Raw genomic sequence first — 21,376 nt, forward strand, 5'->3', positions numbered from 1 at the left:
ATCAGGAGAACATTGCCTTGGCCGGTTGCTTGTGACCCTCGTGCCACCACGCGGCGAAACTGAACACGTTGGGCGCCTTGAGCAAGGTGAAATGGTTGCCCGGCCCGTACCACACCGTCAGATCCGCGACCTCGCGGCGCCAGCCTTCAACCATCGCCGCTTGCTCGCGCTGATTGCCCGCCGCATCGAGCGTCGGATCGTCCACCAGCGCCAACCGCACCGGGCCGCTGTAGCGCTGACGCGGTTGATACACCGTGCGCAACGCACTGGCGAACGTGCGCGTCGAGCCGAGCAAAGACTGCGGCGCAGATCGCGCCGACAGCACGCCCGCACGCACCATGCCCTCGTGCAGCAGACGTAGTTGCGTGGCGTCATCGGCTGCGGCAAACATCTCGGCATCGATGCCCAGTGAGGTGCCGGCCGACAGTTGCAGCGCCTCGATCAGCCGCTGTAACGCCGCGGTTGCGGTGTAGGGTTTGCCAACGACGCCGTTGCCGCCGGGTGACTCACTGTCGATCAGCGTCAGCGACGCCACTTCGCGCCCGTCGGCCTGTAATTGCGCGGCCAGGGCGTGCGCCACCCAGCCACCGAAGGAGTGCCCGAGCAGATGGACAGGGCCTTGCGGATAGAGCTGCTCGATCGCCCGCCGGTAACAGCGCGCCGCCGCCTCGACCTGACTGTGCGGCACCGCGTCGCCTTCCAGCCCGCGCGGTTGCAGACCATGCACCGGCCACTCGGGGCCGAGGGCTTCGGTCAGCTGAATGAAGCCGGTAACACTGTCGCCGGCCCCCGGCACGCAGAAGATCGGCGCCCTTGCACTGTCGCCAGTCTGGATGGTCACCAGCGGTTGATAGACCGGCAATGTCGGCACCTTTGCTTGCACCAGTGCCTGGCTGAGCGCCTGACCCAGCGCTTGAATATGCGGGGCTTTCATCATGTTCTGGTGATCGCCGGGCACGTCGATGCAACGCAACTCGGCATTGGGCAATTCTTCGGCCCAGCCGAGGGTCGGGCTGAGCTGCGCCATCGCCGCCGAACGTTGCTGTGCGCGAAACACATGCAGCGGCACCGGCAGCGGACTGACCCGGTAATGCGCCAGCGCATGCCCGTGGGCAACCTCGCGATCCAGGTAATGCCAGGTATCGGCTGCCGAGGCTGCTGCCAGCTCCGGATGGAGCAATTGCTGCTGCTGGCAGCGCTCCAGCAGGTCGGCGAACGTCAGTGCGTCCAGCTCGGTTTGCAACGCGGCCAGCGCCGTCAATCCACGCTGACCATCCTCGCCAAGGCCCAGCCAGTGCGCGGTGCAATGCAGGAGCAACTGACGTTTGTGCACGTGGGCGTCGTTCCAGCGCGCCTTGTGCGGATCGGCCAGACGCGGCACGTAGCTGTCGATCAGGCCGATGAACTCAACGACTTCGTCCTGCCCCAGCAATTGCTGCGCGACTTCATAAGCCAGTACACCGCCGAACGACCAGCCAGCCAATCGATAAGGCCCGTGAGGTTGTCTGTCGCGAATGATCCCGGCCATGCGTGTCGCCAGGCATTCGAGGGTGCGCAATTGCGCCTGGCCGAACTCGATACCGGGCAGACCGTAGATCGGGAAATCACCCTCGATATGACGGCCCAGCGCCGGAAAATACACATCGCGGCCGCTGAATTCATGCACCAGAAACAGCGGCGTACCTTGACTGCCCGCGCGGACCACGATGAGCCCCGGCTCCGCCTCGCTGATCCCGTCACGCTCAGCGAGCAGCGCAGCCATCGCCTCAATGCTCGGCTGCTGGAACAACTCGGCGAGGGTCATCGGCAGACCGGCCTGCTGCATCTGACTGACCAGCCGCACCGCCAGCAACGAATGCCCGCCCAGTTCGAAGAAATTGTCGTGACGACCGACCCGGTCAACCTGGAGGATTTCGCTCCACAATCCGGCGAGACGGATTTCCAGCGCGTTACCCGGCGCCTCGTACACGCGGTTGAGCAAAGCCTCCTGGGTCGGCTCCGGCAAGGCCTTGCGATCGACCTTGCCATTATTGTTCAGCGGCAGATTCTCCAGCCGCACCCACGCCGAAGGCACCATGTATTCCGGTAAGCGTGCCTGCAACAACGCGCGCAAGGTGGCGCTGTGCAGTTCGGCATCGTCAGCGCTGAAATAGGCCACCAGACGGGTGGTTTGCGCGCCGTCACGCCGCGCCAGTACCACGGCTTCCCTGACCCCGGGACAGCTGAGCAGACGGTTTTCGATCTCGCCCAGCTCAATGCGGAAGCCGCGGATTTTCACCTGATCGTCATTGCGACCGATGCACTCAAGCTGCCCCGGCGCCAGCCAGCGCACCAGATCGCCGGTGCGGTACATCACCGCGTCGGGCCTGCCGCTGAACGGGTCCGGGAGAAATTTCTCTGCGGTCAGCTCGGGCCGATTCAGGTAGCCCAGGGCAACGCCCTGCCCGCCGATGTACAACTCACCGGTCACGCCGAACGGTACCGGTTGCTGGAAGGCGTCGAGCACATAGACCTGGGTGTTGGAGATCGGCCCGCCAATCGACACGCTGTCGGCCTCATCGGCGACATTCTGCACGGCAAACGTGGTGGCGTAAGTGGTGGTTTCCGTCGGGCCATAGCAATGCACCAGACGCACATCCGGCGCCTCGGCGCGCAACGTGCGAAACGCCGCCGGATCGCCGCGCTCGCCGCCGCAGAGCAGGATGCGCAAGCCCTTCAGGGCGTCGGGAATCAGCTGCACATACTGGTTGAACAGTGCGGTGGTGACGAACAGGATGCTCGCGCCGCTGCGCTTGAGTTCGCCGCCGAACGCGTGCGGGTCGAGCAACGTCGCGTGATCGATGATCGCCACCCGCGCGCCGTTGAGCAGCGCGCCCCAGACGTCCATGGTGCTGGCATCGAACGCCGGATTGGAGGCAAACGCAACGCAATCCTGGCGATTGAAATCGGCGTAGCCGTTATTGATCACCAGCCGCGTGATCGCCCGATGCGGGACCATGACGCCTTTCGGCATGCCGGTAGAGCCCGAGGTGTACATGATGTACGCCAGCGACTCGGCCGACTGCGACAGATCCGGGTTATGGCTGGGCTGAGCCTCGAGCGGCAGCCGATCAAGATCGATGCGCCGTGCGGCAAAGGTCAGCGGGGTGGTGCTGTGCGTCAGCAGCGCGGCGGCCTGGCAATCCTCGACCATGAACGCCTGGCGCTCGCTTGGGGCGTGAATATCCAGCGGCACCCACGCCGCCGCGCATTTGCCGACCGCCAGTTGCGCGATCAGCAGGTCCAGCGAGCGCGGCAACAGGATCGCCACCGCGTCGCCAGATTTTACCCCGTCGCTGCGCAGATGATGCGCCAGCCGATTGGCCCGGCGGTTCAACTCGGCATAGCTCAGCGTCTGCTGGCCGTGCAGCGCTGCGACGGCGTCGGGTTGTTGCATGACCAATGTTTCGAACAAATGCTGCACGGTGTGGTTGTGCGGGTAGTCCCGTGCGGTGTCATTGAAATCCACCAGCAAGCGCTGGCGTTCTTCGTCCGTTATCAATGGCACCTGGGCAAGCAGCGCCTGATCGTTGCTGACCATGGCCTGTAGCAGTTGCTGCAGGTAACCGGCAAAACGCTGCACCGTGGTTTCATCGAACAGCGCCGTGGCGTATTCCAGCCAGCCGCCAATGCCCGCGCCGGTGTCGCCGAGGGTCAAGGTCAGATCGAACTTGGCAAAGTGGCTCGGCTCGGCCACGGCTTCCAGGGTCAGCTCACCGAGGGCCAGTGCCGGGCCGTCGCTGTTGCGCCAATTGAACATGGTCTGGAACAGCGGACTGTGCGCGAGGCTGCGCACCGGCCGGGTCAACTCCACCACTTGCTCGAACGGCAGATCCTGATGCGCCTGAGCCTGCAAGGTCAGGGTCTTGACCCGCGCCAGCAGCGCTTCGCCGGTCAGCTCGCCCGCGGTGTCGATACGCAGGGCCAGAGTGTTGACGAACAGGCCGATCATGCCCTCGACTTCGGCCCGATTGCGGTTGGCCACCGGCGAACCGATGACCACGTCGGTCTGCCCGGCCAAACGCCCGAGCAGCAACGCCCAGGCACTGAGCAAGGTCATGTACAACGTCACCCCGTGGCGCTGACTCAAGGCCTTGAGCCCGGCGCTCAGACGCTCGTCCAGTTGTAGCGCAATGCTGCTGCCGGCGTAGTCCTGCTGCGCCGGGCGCGGCCGATCCGTCGGCAAGGTCAGCAAGGCCGGCACGTCACGCAGGGTGCGTTGCCAATATTCGCTTTGGCGCTGCAACACCTCGCCGCTCAACCAGCGCCGCTGCCACACCGCGTAGTCACCGTATTGCAGGGTCAGCGCCGGCAACGGATCGTCTTCGCCCTGACTGAAGGCCCGGTACAGCGCCATCAGTTCGCGGGTCAGCACGCCCATCGACCAACCGTCGGAGATGATGTGGTGCAGCGTCAGCAGCAGCACATGATGATCATCGGCCAGACGCACCAGACGCCCGCGAATCAGCGGGTCGTCAAGCAGATCGAACGGCCCCGAAGCCTCGCCCTGAATCAGCGCCTGTAACGCCTCGTCCGCCTGTGGGTGCTGGCGCAGATCCTCGACCCGCAACAGCAGGCCGCTGTCGACCGGCGCGATCAGCACCTGAGCGTCGCCAGCGAGCGGTGCGAAGCGACTGCGCAACGTTTCGTGGCGGGCGACGATACGGGCCAGCGCGCGTTGCAGGGCATCGTCGTCCAGGGCACCGCGCAAGCGCAGGGCAATCGGGATGTTGTAAGCAGTGTTGGCGCCCTCCATCTGCGCCAGAAACCAGAAGCGCTGCTGCGAAAACGACAACGGCAGCGCCGTTTCACGCGATGCCGGCAGGATCGGCGGTTGCGTGCAGCGCCCGGCTTCGGTCAATACCTGCGCCACCGCTGCCAGCTCGGCGTTGGCAAACAGATCGCTGAGCACCAGCTCGACGCCGAGTCGCTGGCGCACCTGCGCAACCATGCGCATCGCCAGCAGCGAATGCCCGCCCAGCTCGAAGAAATGGTCTTCGCGCCCTACCCGCTCGACCTGCAGCACATCGGCCCAGATGTCGGCCAGGGCGATTTCCACTTCCCCTTGCGGTGCGGCGTATTCACGGGTGAACACGGCCGAGCGCTCAGGCTTGGGCAAGGCCTTGCGGTCGAGTTTGCCGTTGGCGGTCAGCGGTAATCCGTCGAGTTTGACGAAGGCAGACGGCACCATGTATTCCGGCAACTGCGTCAGCAACAACGCGCGCAATTCCCCAACGGCCAATGCCTGCACCTGCGCCTGCTCGGTGAAATACGCCACCAGGCGCGGCTGTCCCGGCTGATCTTCGCGCGCCAGCACGACCGCCTCCTGAATCCCCGGCAACTGATTGAGGCGATTCTCGATCTCGCCCGGTTCGATGCGCACGCCGCGAATTTTCACCTGGTCGTCATTGCGTCCCAGGTACTCAAGCGTGCCGTCGCTGCGCCAGCGCGCGAGGTCGCCGGAGCGGTACATGCGCGCCTGCGCTGCACTACTGAAGGGATCGCGCAGGAAGCGTTCGGCCGTCAGCTGCGGCTGGTTCAAGTACCCCCTCGCCACACCTCTGCCGCCAATGTACAGCTCGCCGACCGCGCCAATCGGTACGGGGCGATGTTGCTCATCGAGCAGATACACCGTGGCATTGCTCACCGGTTTGCCGATGTGCAAGGCGTCATCGCTGTCGATGCGTCCGGAGGTCGCGACCACTGTGGTTTCGGTCGGGCCGTAATTGTTGATCACGTCGAAACGCTGGTTGCGCGAGAACTGGCGCAAGCGGTCGCCGCCGATCAGCAGCGTGCGCAACGTCGGGTGTTCCAGGTGTTGGCTAAAGGCGTATTCGGCCACAGGCGTGGGCAGGAAACTCACGTCCAGCGGCTGCGCGCGCCACCAGTCGAGCAACGTGTCGATGTCTTCACTGCCGTCATGCGCCGGGGCGATGTGTAGCGTGGCGCCCGCGCACAGCGCCGGCCAGATCTCCCAGGCCATGGCGTCGAAGCCGAATCCCGCGAGGCTTGAGGTGTGACGGCCGGCACACAGGTCGAAGGCCGAACAGTGCCAATCGACCAGGTTCGACAGCGTGCCATGCTCGACCATCACGCCCTTGGGCAAACCGGTCGAGCCGGAGGTGTAGATCACGTAGGCCAGATGGCTTGCCTGCAGATTCGGCAGGTGTAGGTTGCGGGTGATGCCCAGCGGCCAGGTGCGCGGGTCGAGATTGAGCATCGGGATCGCCAGCCTCGGCAGGCGTTCACGCAGATCGGCGCTGGTCAGCACCGCCACCGGCGCACTGTCGCGCAGCAAATGCAGCAGGCGTTCGGCCGGGTGCGCCGGATCGACCGGCACGTAAGCGGCGCCGGCCTTGAGGATCGCCAGCAAACCGGTCAGCGCTTGCAGACCGCGGCGGGCGACGATGGCGACACGGTCATCAGGCTGCACGCCCAGATCGAGCAACTGGTGGGCCAGCGCATTGGCCTTGTGGTTCAGCTCGGCAAAGGTCAGCGACTCGCCCATGTGCACCGCGGCCAGCGCATCCGGACGCGCCAGCACCTGCGCTTCGAACCGCTGATGAACAGGCTGCGCTGGCGGGTAATCGACCTGGCTGGCATTGAACCCGTGCAACAGTTGCTCGCGCTCCTCCGCCGACAGCACCGACAACCGATTCAGCGGCGTTTGCGGCGCCTGTTCGAGTGCCGACAGCAATTGCTCGATCGCACACAACAGATAGGCGCACAGACGCTGACCGTCGACGGCGCGAGTGGCCAGCAAGGTCAGGCTGAAGCGCTCGCCGAAGTCGTCAATGCTCAGGGTCAGCGGATAATTGGTGCGTTCTTCCGAGCGCAGCACACTGATGCCCTCCCAGGCGGCGAGTGCTTCGGCGCTGGCGTTGGCGCTCGAGGCGCTGTGGCGATAGTTGAGCAGCGTGCTGAACAACGGCGATGAGGCGACCACGCCACTGCATCGCTGCGCCAATGCCAACGGCGCATGTTCGTGGCGCATCAGCGTGGTCAGCCGCGCGTGAGTGGCCTTGATCGCTTCAGCGACGGCCAGCGTGGTGATGTCGACTCGCAGCGGCAAGGTGTTGATGAAGATGCCCAGTGCACGTTCGGTGCCTTCGGCGTTGTGCATGCGCCCCATCAGCACGGTGCCGAAAACCACGCTCGCCTGCCCGGTCAGGGCACTCAGCACCTGGCCCCAACCGAGGTGGAACAAGCTCGCGACGCTGACGCCCAGGCGCCGCGCCTGTGCGCGCAAGCGGCGCTCAAGTGGCGGTTCGAGCGCCTGGCTGAATTCGACAATATCGCTGCCATCGCCGTGCACACCTTGCAGGCCATAGGGCAAGGTCGGTTGGTCGATGTCGGCGAGCATCTCGCGGAAAAACCCTTCGTGTTGCGCCTCGCTGATGCCCAGGCGCGCCTGCGCCACGTAATTGCGAAACGGCACAGGCGCGCCCAGCCGCGCGGCCTGTCCGCACAGGCAGGCCTGCAATTCCTCGCTGACCACCGCCAGTGCCGAGTGGTCCATCGCCATGTGATGGAACAGCAGCATCGCGACGATGCGCTGTTCGCGCGCGTCCCAGGCATGCGCCAGGCGCAACAGCGGCGCGCGCGTCACGTCGAGGCGGAACTGGCGAGCGTCGAAGCGTTCGTGCAGTAGGCTCAGCGCATCGCCGCCCTCAGCCTCCAGCAGCACTTCTTCCAGCGGCAGGCGGGCATCGCGCAGGACCACTTGCAGCGGCGTGTCGAGACCTTCCCAGACCACCGCCGTGCGCAGAATGTCGTGGCGATTAATGACCGTTTGCAAGGCGTCGACGAATGCCTGCAAACGCTCCGCGCCGCTGAAGGCGAAATGCGCCTGCATGACATAGGGATCACCGTGCTGCGCGCTGACGTGATGATAGAGAATGCCTTCCTGCAACGGTGTCAGCGGATAGATGTCCTGCACGTTCGCCGCCCCGCCGGGAATGCCTTCGAGCAGTTGTTCGATAGCGTCCTGGCTCAGTTGCGTCAGGGTCAGCATCGCCGGAGTGATCCGGGTGCAACCGAGCGCAATACCATTGGCCGGCACCTCGACCTGACCGACGCGGGCGGCGGAGTACCCGCCGGCCTTGATCAGTTCGATCAGCGCCGCCTTGTGCTCGCGCAACGACGCCAGCAGCGTCGGATCTCCAAGCGCCTGCTTGTTGCCATTGACGCGCAACTGGTCGTCTGTGACCGTCAATTGGATGTCGCGGGCTTTAAGGGTTGCCAACAAGGGATTCAGGCTCACAGGACGATCTCCATTCTTTCCGTGATTGCTGCGTAACCGGCCAGTGTCGGGTGCTCGAACAACGCCCGCACGTCAGCCTCCATGCCTTCCTGTTGCAGCCGGCCGACCAGACTCACCGCCAGCAGCGAGTGCCCGCCCAGCTCGAAAAAGTGGTCGTGACGGCCGACCCGTTCGACATTGAGCAATTCGCCCCACAGCCGCGCCAGGGTGATTTCCACCTCGCCGATGGGTGCCTCGTACGGCCGGCTGACGAGCGCGTCCTGATTCGGCGCGGGCAGCGCCTTGCGGTCGAGTTTGCCGTTGGGGCTCAGCGGCAGACGGTCGAGATGGATGTAGGTGGCCGGCACCATGTAGTCCGGCAAGCCGTGCAGTAATGCGGCGCGAAGGATGTCGATGTCCAGCCGCGCACCGGTGTAATACGCCACCAGGCGCTTGTCCCCCGGCACGTCTTCGCGGGCCAGCACCGCCGCTTCCTGCACGCCGTCGATGCGGGTCAGGCCCGCCTGGATTTCCCCCAGCTCGATGCGCAGGCCGCGAATCTTCACTTGATCGTCGTTGCGGCCCAGGTATTCGATATTGCCGTCGGCACGATAACGAGCGATATCGCCGGTGCGATACATGCGCGCTTGCGCCTGCGGGCTGAACGGGTCACGCAGAAAGCGTTCGGCACTCAGTTCGGCGCGATTGAGGTAGCCGCGCGCGACCTGTACGCCACCGATGTACAGCTCGCCGACCACACCTTGCGGCACCGGTTGTTGCTGCGCGTCGAGGATGTACATCCGCGTATTGGCGATCGGTTTGCCGATCGGCGTATTGTCCGGCGTGTCGTGCACCGGCCCGGCGCAATGCCACGCGGTGACGTCCACCGCCGCTTCGGTCGGGCCGTACAGGTTGTGCAACTGGCTGGCCGGCAACTGCTGTTTGAAACGCCGCACCAGACTGCCGGGCAACGCCTCCCCACTGCACATCACCTGGCGCAAGCCGGCACAGCGCTCGGTCTGGCCGTGGGCGAGAAACACGTCGAGCATCGATGGCACAAAATGCACGGTGCTGACCTGTTCGCGATCGATCAGCGCGCTCAGGTATGCCGGTTCCTTGTGCCCGCCAGGGCGGGCCAGCAACAGGCGCGCGCCGGTCATCAGCGGCCAGAAGAACTCCCACACCGACACGTCAAAACTGAACGGGGTTTTCTGCAACACGGTATCCGCCGCCGTCAACGCATAGGCGTCCTGCATCCACAGCAAACGGTTGACCACCGCACCGTGTTCGTTGGCCACACCCTTGGGCTGACCGGTAGAGCCGGAGGTATAGATCACGTAGGCCAGATGCGCCGACGTCAGGCGCTCGCGTGGCGGGTTGTCCGCCGGCATGTCGCGCCAGATGTCCTCGTCCAGATTGATCACCGGCACCGCCAGTGCGCCGGCCTGCGAGGCCGTGCTGCCCTGCACCAGCAGCGCCACCGGCGCACTGTCGGCAAGCATGCAGGCGATGCGTTCGGCCGGGTAGTCCGGGTCCAGCGGCACATACGCGCCACCCGCCTTGAGGATCGCCAGCAGGCCAACGACCATGGCGAGACTGCGCTCGACGCAGATCGCCACCCGCGAATCCGCCTGCACGCCGAGCCCGATCAGGTGATGGGCGAGGCGGTTGGCGCGCTCGTTGAGCTGTTGGAAACTCAGGCATTGAGCGTCGATCTGCACCGCGACGGCCTGCGGCGTGCGCAGCACTTGCGCTTCGAACAGCCCGTGCAGGGTTTGCTGCAAGTCGTAATCGACCGCCGTCGCGTTGAAGTCGAACAGCAAGCGCTGACGCTCGGCCTGCGGCAACACCGACAACTGCTCGATCGGTTGCTGCGGCGTCTGCTCCAACGCCTCGACCAGTGTCTGCAACGCCGTCTCCATGTAGTTACAGATGCGCAACGCACCGACCTCGGCCGAGGTGATCGCGGTGAGCCTGAAATCTGTGCCGAGATCGTCGACGTTGAGGCTCAGCGGATAATTGGTGCGCTCCTCGCTGTGCAGGGTTTCGATGCCGTGCCACGCCGGATGCGCCTGCGCAAGCGTCGCGCTGCCATGCCGATAGTTGAGCATCGCACTGAACAACGGCGCCGGTGCAGCGATTCGGCTGCAACGCTGGACCAGAGCCAGCGAGGCATGCTCGTGCGCCAGCAGGCCGGTGAGCCGCCCATGGGTGGCCGCCAGCGCGGCGCGCACCGGTTGCGCGCCGAGATCGACGCGCAGCGGGAGGGTATTGATGAACATCCCCAGTCCGCGATCCGCCCCTGCCCCGCCCTGCATGCGGCCCATCAGCACCGTGCCGAACACCACCCGCTCCTGCCCGGAAGTGGCGCCCAGCACCTGCGCCCACGCCAGATGAAACACGCTGGCGACGCTGATGCCCAGCTGTCGTGCCTGGCGGCGCAGGCGCTGTGCCAGGGCATCGGGCAGTGCCAGCGCGGCTTCCTCGTAAGTCCCCGCCGCGGTGTTGACGTCCTGCAAGCCGAACGGCAGCGTCGGCTCATCGACATCACCGAGCATGTCGCGGAAGAACTCCTCGTGCTCCGTCTCACTGACGCCCAGCCGCGCCTGTGCTACGTAGTTGCGGTACGGCGCCGCCGGCGGCAGCGAGCGCTGTTCGCCAGCGAGGCTGATCTGCATTTCTTCGCGCACCACTTCAAGCGCCGTGTGATCGAGGGCGATGTGATGGAACAACAGCAGGCCGGCCACTAGCCCGGTGCTCGGATCGCGCGCATGCAACAAGCGGATCAGCGGCGCCTGGGCGAGATCCAGCGCGCGCGTCGACAGTTGCGCGAACGCGACCTCCTCCACTGGCAACTGCGCCTCGCGCCACACCACCTGCACCGGCGCAGCCAAGCCCTGCCAGACGATCGAAGTACGCAGGATGTCGTGGCGCGCCATGACCTGACGCAACGCGCTGGCAAAGGCTTCGACCCGCTCGACACTGGCGAACATCAGCCGCGAATGCAGTACGTACGGGTCGTGTTGCCCGGCCGTGATGTGGTGATAAAGAATGCCTTCCTGCAATGGCGCCAGCGGGTAAATATCCTGCACGTTGGCCGCGCCGCCCGGCACCGTGGCGACGATGCGTTCGATGCTGGCCTGGTCCAGTTCGAGCAGGCTGAGCATGCTCGGCGTGATGTAAGTGCAGTCCGCCGCGATGCCGTTGGCCGGCACTTCGATCTCGCGGCCGCTACCGACCGCCGCTGCCAGCGCCGCCAGGGTCGGCTGGCTGAACAGCACGCGCACGTCGGTGCTCAGATCGATCTGGCGCATGCGTTCGATGACGCTGACCGCCAGCAACGAGTGCCCGCCCAGTTCGAAGAAGTTGTCGTGCCGGCCGACTTGTTCGACCTTGAGCACTTCGCGCCAGATCTGCGCCAGCGCGGTTTCCACCGGGCCTTGCGGCGCCTGGTACTGACGGCTGAGCCAGGCGCTTTGATCCGGTTCCGGCAAGGCCTTGCGGTCGAGTTTGCCATTGGTGGTCAACGGCAACGCGTCGAGACGCACGTAGGCGGCCGGCAGCAAGGCTTGCGGCAAGCGCGTCTGCAGGTGCTGGCGCAAGTCGTCGATAGCCACGGCGCCGCGCGCGGTGAACCACGCCAGCAACTGCCCGTCGCGCACCTGCGCCACGGCGTCCTGCAGCGCCGGATGACTGGCCAGCGCGGCTTCGATTTCGCCAAGTTCCACCCGCACGCCACGCAGCTTGACCTGATCGTCATTGCGCCCCAGATACTCCAGCGTGCCGTCGGCACGCCAGCGCACAAGGTCGCCGGTGCGATACATGCGCGCGTCTGGTTCAGTGCTGAACGGGTCAGCAAGAAAGCGCTCGGCGGTCAATTCATCGCGGTTCAGATAACCCCTGGCCACGCCTGCGCCGGCGACGTACAACTCGCCTTTGCCGCCCACCGGCGAAGGTTTCTGCTGCCCATCGAGGACATACACCCTGGCATTGGCGATGGGTCGGCCGATGTGCAACGCCTGCCCCGCCTCGATGCGACCCGAGGTCGCCACCACCGTGGCTTCGGTCGGTCCGTAGTTGTTGATCACCTCGAAGGTCTGATCACGCGGGCACTGCCTGAGTTTGTCGCCGCCGATCAACAGGGTGCGCAAGGTCGGATGGCCCAACTCGCGGCTGAACGCATATTCGGCCACCGGCGTCGGCAGGAAGCTCACCTGCAACGGCTGCGCTCGCCACCATTCGAGCAATTCGTCGAGGTGTTCATTGCCGATCGACGCCGGCGGCAAGTGCAGGGTCGCGCCGACACACAAGGTCGGCCAGACCTCCCAGGCCATGGCATCAAACCCGAACCCGGCAACGCTCGCCGTATGGCTGCCGGCGTGCAGGTCGAACGCTTGCGCGTGCCAGTGCACGAGGTTTTCCAGGCTGTGGTGTTCGACCATCACGCCTTTTGGCTGGCCGGTGGAGCCGGAGGTGTAAATCACATAGGCCAGATGGTTCGCAGTCAAACCGGCCACTTGCGGATTCTGCTCGGGCAAGTCCTGCCAGCGCTCGTCGCCAAGATCGATCACCGGCACGTTCACCGCGCCCGGTTCCACGCCGGACACCAGCAACGCCAGCGGTGCGCTGTCGGCCAGCAGGTAAGCGATGCGCTCGGCCGGATGCGCCGGGTCGATCGGCACATAGGCTGCGCCGGCCTTGAGCACCGCCAGCATCGCCAGCAGCATGTGCGGGCCGCGCCGGGTGGAAACCGCCACCCGCGCGTCGGGCCGCACGCCCAGCGCGAGGAGATAATGCGCGAGGCGATTGGCCTGTTGATTGAGCTGCGCGTAGGTCAGCTGTTGCTCACCCGCTTGCACCGCCACAGCCTGCGGATTGAGCAAGGCCTGGGCTTCGAAGAGGCGGTGCACGGTTTGCGCAGGCGGGAATGCCCTGGCGCTGGCGTTGAACTGGCTGAGTACTCGCTCGCGCTCTGACGGCGGCAGGATCGCCAGGCGATTCAGCGCCTGTTCGGGATTTTGCTCCAGCGCTGACACCAGCGCCGCCAGCGTGCTGTGCATCAAGTCGCAGACCCGTTGCGCGCCGACTTCGGCGGGCGTCAGCACCGACAGATCGAAGCCCTCGCCAAGATCGTTGATGCTCAGCGTCAGTGGGTAATGACTGCGCCCCTCGTGAGCGAGAAATTCGATCCCCTGCCACGCTGCCTCATCGGAATGACCCGCCGCGCTGTGGCGATAATTGAGCACCGAGCTGAACAGCGGCGACGGCGCAGCCACCGCACTGCAACGCTGGGCGAGTGCCAGTGACGCGTGTTCATGACCGAGCAGCGCAGCGAGCCGCTGGTGCACACCGCGCAGCGCCACACCGACGCCGGCCTCGGCGACATCGACGCGCAACGGCAAGGTATTGATGAACATGCCCAGCGCACGATCAGCGCCCGCACCGCCCTGCAGACGACCGAGCAACACCGTGCCGAACACTACGTTCGGCTGCCCGGCCGTGGCCGCCAGCACCTGCGCCCAGGCGAGATGGAACAAACTGGCGGCGCTGACCCCGAAGCGGCGCGCCTGCGCTCGCAAGCGCTGGCTCAACTCCACTGGCAATCCGCTGACAAACGCCTCGACGTCGTCGCCCTCACTTTCCACTTCGCGCAGACCGAACGGCAAGGTCGGCTCGTCGATGTCGCCGAGCATCTCTGAAAAGAAGGTTTCGTGTTCCTGCTCGCTGACGCCGTGGCGAGCCTGCGCCACGTAATTGCGGTATGGCGCGGCGGCTGGCAGCGGCTCAATGGCACCGAGCAGACTGGCCTGCATTTCCTGACGCACCACCGCCAGCGCGGTGTGATCGAGGGCGATGTGATGGAACAGCAGCATGGCGACGACGCGTTTGTGCACGGGATCGGCGGCATACACCAGGCGCATCAGCGGCGCCTGGCCGAGATCGAGGCGCCATTGGCGGGCAGCGAAACGCGCTTGCAACTGGGCGAGCACGTCACCCTCTGCCGCGTCCAGCGCCACGCCGTCGACCGCTAATGGCGCACGCCGCCAGACCACTTGTTGCGGACTCGGCAGCCCTTCCCAGACCACGCTGGTGCGCAGAATGTCGTGGCGCTCGATGACACATTGCAGGGCGTGGACGAAGGCGTACAGGCGGTCGATGTCGGCAAACGCCAGACTCGATTGCAGCAGATACGGATCGCCCTGGCCGGCGCTGAGGTGGTGATAAAGAATGCCTTCCTGCAACGGCGCCAGCGGATAGATATCCTGCACGTTGGCCGCGCCGCCCGGAACCGTGGCGACGATGCGTTCGACACTGGCCTGATCCAGTTCGCTGAGGCTCAACATGTCGGCGCTGATGTGGCGGCAGTCGGCGGCAATGCGATTGGCCGGCACCTCGACTTCGCGACCGCTGCCCAGCGCAGCCGCCAGTGCGGCGAGGGTCGGCTGGCTGAACAGCACGCGAACATCGGCACTCAGCCCGAGCTGGCGCAGACGTTCGATCAGGCTCACGGCAAGCAGCGAATGCCCGCCAAGCTCAAAGAAATTGTCGTGACGGCCGACCTGCTCGACCTTGAGCAGATCGCTCCAGATCTGCGCCAGCGCCTGTTCCAGCGCACCTTGCGGCGCGGCGTATTCATGGCTGAGCCAGGCGCTGTGATCCGGCTCCGGCAAGGCTTTGCGGTCAAGCTTGCCGTTGGCGGTCAGCGGCATCGCCTCGACGCGCACGTAAGCGGCAGGAATCAGCGCCTCCGGCAATCGGCTCTGCAGGTGCCGACGCAAGTCGGCAATATCTACTGCGCTGCGTTCGCTGAACCAGGTCAGCAAGCGCCCGTCACGCACCAGCACCACCGCGTCTTGCACGGCGCTATGCGCGCGCAGCGCGGCTTCGATTTCCCCCGGCTCGATGCGCACGCCACGCAGTTTGACCTGATCGTCATTGCGCCCCAGGTACTCGAGCGTGCCGTCTGCGCGCCAACGGGCGAGGTCACCGGTGCGGTACATACGCGCGTGCGGTTCATCGCTGAACGGGTCGTCGAGGAACATCTCGGCGGTCAATGCCGAGCGATTCAGGTAACCGCGCGCGACGCCGGCGCCGCCGACGTACAACTCGCCCTGCACGCCGACGGGCACCGGTTGTTGCCGACTGTCGAGCAGATAGACTTTGCCATTGGCAATCGGTCGACCGATGTGCAACACCTGCCCGGACTCGATTCGCCCCGACGTTGCCACGACCGTGGCTTCGGTCGGTCCGTAGTTGTTGATCACCTCGAAGGTTTGATCACGCGGCAACTGCCGCAGCTTGTCGCCGCCGATCAACAGCGTGCGCAGGGTCGGGTGGCCTAGCTCGCGGCTGAACGCATATTCGGCGACTGGCGTCGGCAGAAAGCTCACCTGCAACGGCTGCGCCTGCCACCACTCGAGCAACTCATCCAGGTGTTGATTGCCGATCGAGGCCGGTGGCAGGTGCAGGGTCGCGCCCACGCACAAGGCCGGCCAGACCTCCCAGGCCATGGCGTCAAACCCGAACCCGGCAACGCTGGCCGTATGGCTGCCAGCCTGCAGGTCGAACGCTTCAGCGTGCCAGTGCACCAGATTTTCCAACGTACGGTGTTCGACCATCACGCCTTTTGGCTGGCCGGTGGAACCGGAGGTGTAGATGACATAGGCGAGGTGCGCCGGGGTCAGCGCCGGCAATTGCGGGTTGGCGTCGGACAAATGCGCCCAGCCGTCGCTGTCCAGATCGATCCGCGGCACCGTGCCGAGCAAGCCGCAGGTTGCGGTCTCGGCGAGTACCGCCAGCGGCTCGCAGTCCTGCAACAGATAGGCGATGCGCTCGCGCGGGTGAGCCGGATCGACCGGCACATAAGCCGCGCCGGCCTTGAGAATCGCCAGCAGCGCCACGAGCATCTGCGGACTGCGGCGCAGGCACACCGCGACACGGTCATCCGGCTGTACGCCGAGACCGATCAGGTGGTGGGCCAGGCGGTTGGCGCGCTGATTCAGCTCGGCATAACTCAGACGCCATTCGCCCTGCACCGCCGCCCACGCCTGGGGATTGGCCAGTGCTTGCGCTTCGACCAGACGCTGCACCGTCTGCGCTGGCGGGACTGGCCGCGCGGTGGCGTTGAAGCCGAACAACACCTGCTGGCGTTCGCCCGGCGAGACAATCGACAACTGCTGTACGGGCAGCTGCGGCGAGTGTTCGAGTGCATTCACCAGACTGTGCAACGCGGTCTGCAAGTAATCGCACACCCGCGCGCCGTCCACTTCAGGCACAGCCTGCACATTCAAGAGGAAACCGTCACCGAGGTCATCGACGCTGACCACCAGCGGATAATTGCTGCGTTCGCGCGAGCAGAGAATCTCGATGCCATCCCATTTCACCGCGGCCGTGTCCGCCGGACTGTGGCGGTAATTGAGCAGCGTGCTGAACAACGGCGAGGTCGCCGCGACAGCGCTGCAGCGCTGGGCCAAGGCCAGTGAAGCCTGCTCATGCCCGAGCAACTGCGCCAGGCGTTGATGGGTCGTGAGCACGCTGTCCTGCACCGAGTCAGCGGCAACCGTGACGCGCAACGGCAAGGTGTTGATGAACATGCCCAACGCGCGATCCGCGCCCGCGCCGCCCTGCATGCGCCCCAGCAGCACGGTGCCGAACACCACGTCCTGCTGGCCGGAAACCTGCGCCAGCACTTGCGCCCAGGCCTGATGCACGAGGCTGGCAATGCTGATCCCCAGATGCCGGGACAACTCGCGCAGGCGCCGGCCAAGACCTGCGTCGAGGGGTAACTGGCTGTCGACGCTGGCACTGCCGTCACCGAGCACATCCTGCACACCGAACGCCAGCGTCGGTTCGCTGATGTCGCCCAGCATGTCGCGGAAGAACTCTGCGTGCGCTTGGTCATCCGCGCCCGCACGGGCCTGAGCTACGTAATTGCGGTATTGCACCGCTGGCGGCAGATTGTTCGTGCGCCCTTGCAGCAGGTCGCTCATTTCCGCCACCAGCACCTCCAGCGCGGTGTGGTCGAGGACGATGTGATGCATCAGCAGGATGCCGACCCAGCGCTGCCCGGCGCGGTCTTCGGTGTAGGCGAACCGCAGCAGCGGCGCGTGCTTGAGATCGAGGCGATAGTGCCGCGGATCGAAACGTGCCTGCATCTGCTCCAGCACATCGCCGGTGAGCTCGTCGGCATCGATTCGCTGAAGATGCAGGGGCGCCTCGCGCCACACTACTTGCACCGGTTCCTCCAGACCTTCCCAGACCACACTGGTCCGCAGGATGTCATGGCGGGCAATCACGCTGTTCAAGGCACGCACGAAATCTTTGATCTGCGCCAGGCCATCGAAGGCGAACTGCGCCTGCAACACGTAGGGATCGCCGCTGTGGGTGGCGAGGTGGTGATAGAGAATCCCCGCCTGCAGCGGCGCCAGCGCGTAGATGTCCTGAACATTGGCGACGCCGCCGGGCACGCTGGCCAGCACCGTGTCGATGCCGGCCTGATCGAGATCGGCCAACGGCAAATGCTCAGGGGTAATCGCCGTGCAGCCGGGTTCGATGCGATTGGCCGGTGCCGCGTGCACCTGCGGCGCGCCGAGACTGGCCGCCAACGCCGCCACGCTCGGCTGCCCGAACAGCACCCGCACATCGCAGTGCAAGTCGTGCTGACGCATGCGTTCGATCAGCCTGACCGCCAGCAGCGAATGCCCGCCCAGCTCGAAAAAGTTGTCATGCCGCCCGACCTGTTCGACGCCGAGCACGCTTTGCCAGATCTCGGCAATCAGGCTTTCCACCGCGCCTTGCGGCGGCTCGAATTCGCCTCGCGCAAACGCATCACTGTCCGGCGCCGGTAAGGCCTTGCGGTCGAGTTTGCCGTTGGCGGTCAGCGGCAAGGCCTCGAGACGCACGAACGCACTCGGCACCATGTAGTCCGCCAGCGCGCCGAGCAGCGTTTCACGCAGTTGCGCCACGCTCGGTTCTTCACCGGCATCAGCGGTCCAGTACGCGACCAGGCGCGGATCGCCGGGGCTGTCTTCGCGGGCAATCACCACCGCGTCGCGGACACCGGCGCACGCCGACAGGCGTGCCTGAATCTCGCCGAGTTCGATGCGAAAACCGCGGATCTTCACTTGATCATCGTTGCGCCCCAGGTAGTCGAGGCTACCGTCGACGGCCCAGCGCGCCAGGTCACCGGTTTTGTACAGGCGCGCGTCGGCAGCGTGGCTGAACGGGTCGCGAATGAAGCGCTCGGCGGTCAGCTCTGGACGGTTGAGGTAACCGCGCGCCACCCCCGCGCCACCCACGTACAACTCGCCGGTCACTCCGACCGGCACCGGTTCGCCGTGAGGATTGAGCACGTACAGGTGCAGGTCGGGGATTGGCCCGCCAATCGGGCTGACACCCACCAATTGCGCATCGGCAGCCTGCAACGGTCGATAGGTCACGTGCACGGTGGTTTCGGTGATGCCGTACATGTTCACCAAGCGCGTGCCGGCGTTGCCGACGCGGGCATACCACGGTTTGAGCAGCCCCGGTTCCAGTGCTTCGCCGCCGAAAATCACTTCGCGCAACGAATGCTGCAGCACACTGCGGCCCTGTGCGGCGATCAACTGGCGGAACGCGCTCGGCGTCTGGTTGAGCACAGTGACACCGCTGCGGCACAGCAACGCATAGCACTCGTCCGGCGCCCGACTGATGGTTTGCGGCACCAGCAGCAGTTGCCCGCCGAACGCCAGCGCGCCCCAGATTTCCCACACCGAAAAGTCGAAGGCGAACGAGTGGAACAACGCCCATACGTCACGCTCATTGAAGTGAAACCACTGCACAGTCGCCGCAAACAGCCGCGCCACGTTGCGATGTTCGACCATCACGCCCTTGGGCAAACCGGTAGAGCCGGAGGTGTAGATCACGTAAGCCAGATGCGCCGGGCTCAACCCGGCCATCAGCGGATTGCTTTCGGGTTCGGCGCGCAGCGACTGGCTGTCGAGATCGATCAGCGGCACTTGCAGTGTGCCGACTCGATCCCGTGTCGCGGCTTGCAGCAGCAGCGCCGCCGGGGCGCTGTCCTGCAGGGTGAAGTGGATGCGCTCCTGCGGATACGCCGGGTCGATCGGCACATAAGCCGCGCCGGCCTTGAGCACGCCGAGCAGGCCGATGATCATTTGCGGGCCACGCTCGACGCAGATCGCCACACGGTCGTCGGGGCGGATACCCAGTGCCACCAGGTGATGAGCCACCTGGTTGGCGCGGCGATTGACGTCGTCGTAGCTGAGGGTCTGCTCCTCGAACAGCAACGCCGTGGCGTGCGGGCGGGACTGGGCGTGAGCTTCGAACTGCTGGTGGATCAGCGGCGTGTCGGGGAAATGCGCGCGCTTTGTATTGACGCCGTGCAACAGTTGTTCGCGCTCGGCCGCCGGCAGAATGCGAATGCTGTGCAGCGGTGTCGGCGCGCTGGCCTGCAACGCATCGATCAGGCCTTGCAGCGTAGTCTGCAGATAAGCGGCGATGCGTTGCGCCCCCAGGCTGGCCTCGGCCAGCGCGGTGATACGCAGGTCTTCGCCCAGATCATCGATGTTGACGGTCAATGGATAGTTGGTGCGTTCGCGAGCGCCCAGCACCTGCACGCCCGGGGCGATGTCGATGACTTCGGCCACTTCATCGACGCTGCTGTGCCGGTAATTGAGGATCGCGCTGAACAGTGGCGTCGGCACCGCCACGGCGCTGCAGCGCTGGGCCAGCGCCAGTGAGGCTTGCTCATGGCCGAGCAGCGCGGTCAGCCGGCGGTGGGTCAGCAACACGCCGGCGCGCACATCATCGGCGCCGACATCCACCCGCAGCGGCAAGGTATTGATGAACATCCCCAGCGCATGTTCACCGCCCTCGCCGGCCGCCATCCGCCCAAGCAGCACGGTGCCGAACACCACCGCCGTACGCCCGGACAACTCGCCGAGCACCCGCGCCAGCGCCAGGTGCATGACACTGGCCACGCTCACCCCGAGTTGCCGCGCCTGCTCGCGCAATTGCCGGCTCAGGGCGGCGTCGAGCATCAGCGAGGCTTCTTCGATCGAGTGCCCGTCACCCTGCACGTCGCGCAATCCGCACGGCAGTGTCGGCTCGTCGATATCGGCGAGCATTTCCCGGAAGAACGCCTCGTGGGCCGACTCGTTCGCGGCCAGTCGCGCCCGCGCCAAATGATCGCGATACGGCACCGGCGCCCCCACTTGCGCGCTGTGCCCGAGCAGAAAGGCTTGCGCTTCGCGGCGGATCACGTCCAGCGCCAGGTGATCCATGATCAAGTGGTGAAAAAGCAACACGGCAACCACACGGCCATTGGCCGGATCGTCAGCAAACACCAGGCGCAGCAGCGGCGCCTGCTGCACATCGAGACGGAAATGCTGCGGGTCGTGGCGCTGCAGCAGTTGGTCGAGCACGTCGCCGCGGGTGTTCAATTCGAATTCCTGGCAATGCAATGTCGCCTGCCGCTGGACCACTTGCAGCGGTTCGTCCAAGCGGTCCCAGACAAACGCCGTGCGCAGAATGTCATGGCGGTCGATCATCCATTGCAGCGCGTCGGCGAAGGCTTGCAGGCGCTTGCGACTGGCAAAGGCGAAGCGCGCCTGCGAGACGTAGGGGTCGCCCGCCGCTGCCGATAAATGCAGATAGAGCATGCCCTCCTGCAGAGGCGCCAGGGGATAGATGTCCTGCAGATTGGCCGCACCGCCCGGCACGCCGGCGACGATGCGGTCGAGGCTGGCCTGATCGAGCGTCACCAGAGGCAGCATGTCCGGAGTGACACGGTACGCCGGGCTCAACCAGTCACCGTTGTGCCGGGCGACCAGCTCCAGCAACTGCGTCTTGTGGGCGGCGAGGCTGTCCCACAGCTCATCGTCCAGCGCGTCGTCACCGCCCAGGATGACCAGGTCTTCATCTTCCTGTTGAAGGCGGATCGCATGGGTCGAAATAACTGCCATCAGTTCGCTGAAATGCATGAGATAACCTGCTGTAAAGACTGGAAAAAAGCTGCACGCAGTGGCGAGTCCGTGGCGACCGCGCGCAACCGGGAAAAACTAAAACATCGGCGCCGCACTGTCTGACATGGGA

General features: G+C 65.4%; 2 protein-coding genes. Both read right to left on the minus strand.

The features are described from left to right. Position 1: 1 nt before the first annotated feature. Positions 2–8,302, minus strand: a complete 8,301-nt coding sequence (locus tag ACYYKW_RS18805) for an amino acid adenylation domain-containing protein (protein WP_464990811.1) — start codon at positions 8,300–8,302, stop codon at positions 2–4. Continuing rightward, positions 8,299–21,264: an amino acid adenylation domain-containing protein gene (locus ACYYKW_RS18810; protein ID WP_464990812.1), complete on the minus strand. Its 12,966-nt coding sequence runs from the start codon at positions 21,262–21,264 to the stop codon at positions 8,299–8,301. Before ACYYKW_RS18810 ends, ACYYKW_RS18805 begins: the two co-directional genes overlap by 4 nt. Positions 21,265–21,376: the final 112 nt, after the last annotated feature.

The sequence above is a fragment of the Pseudomonas sp. 15C genome, from assembly GCF_055484735.1.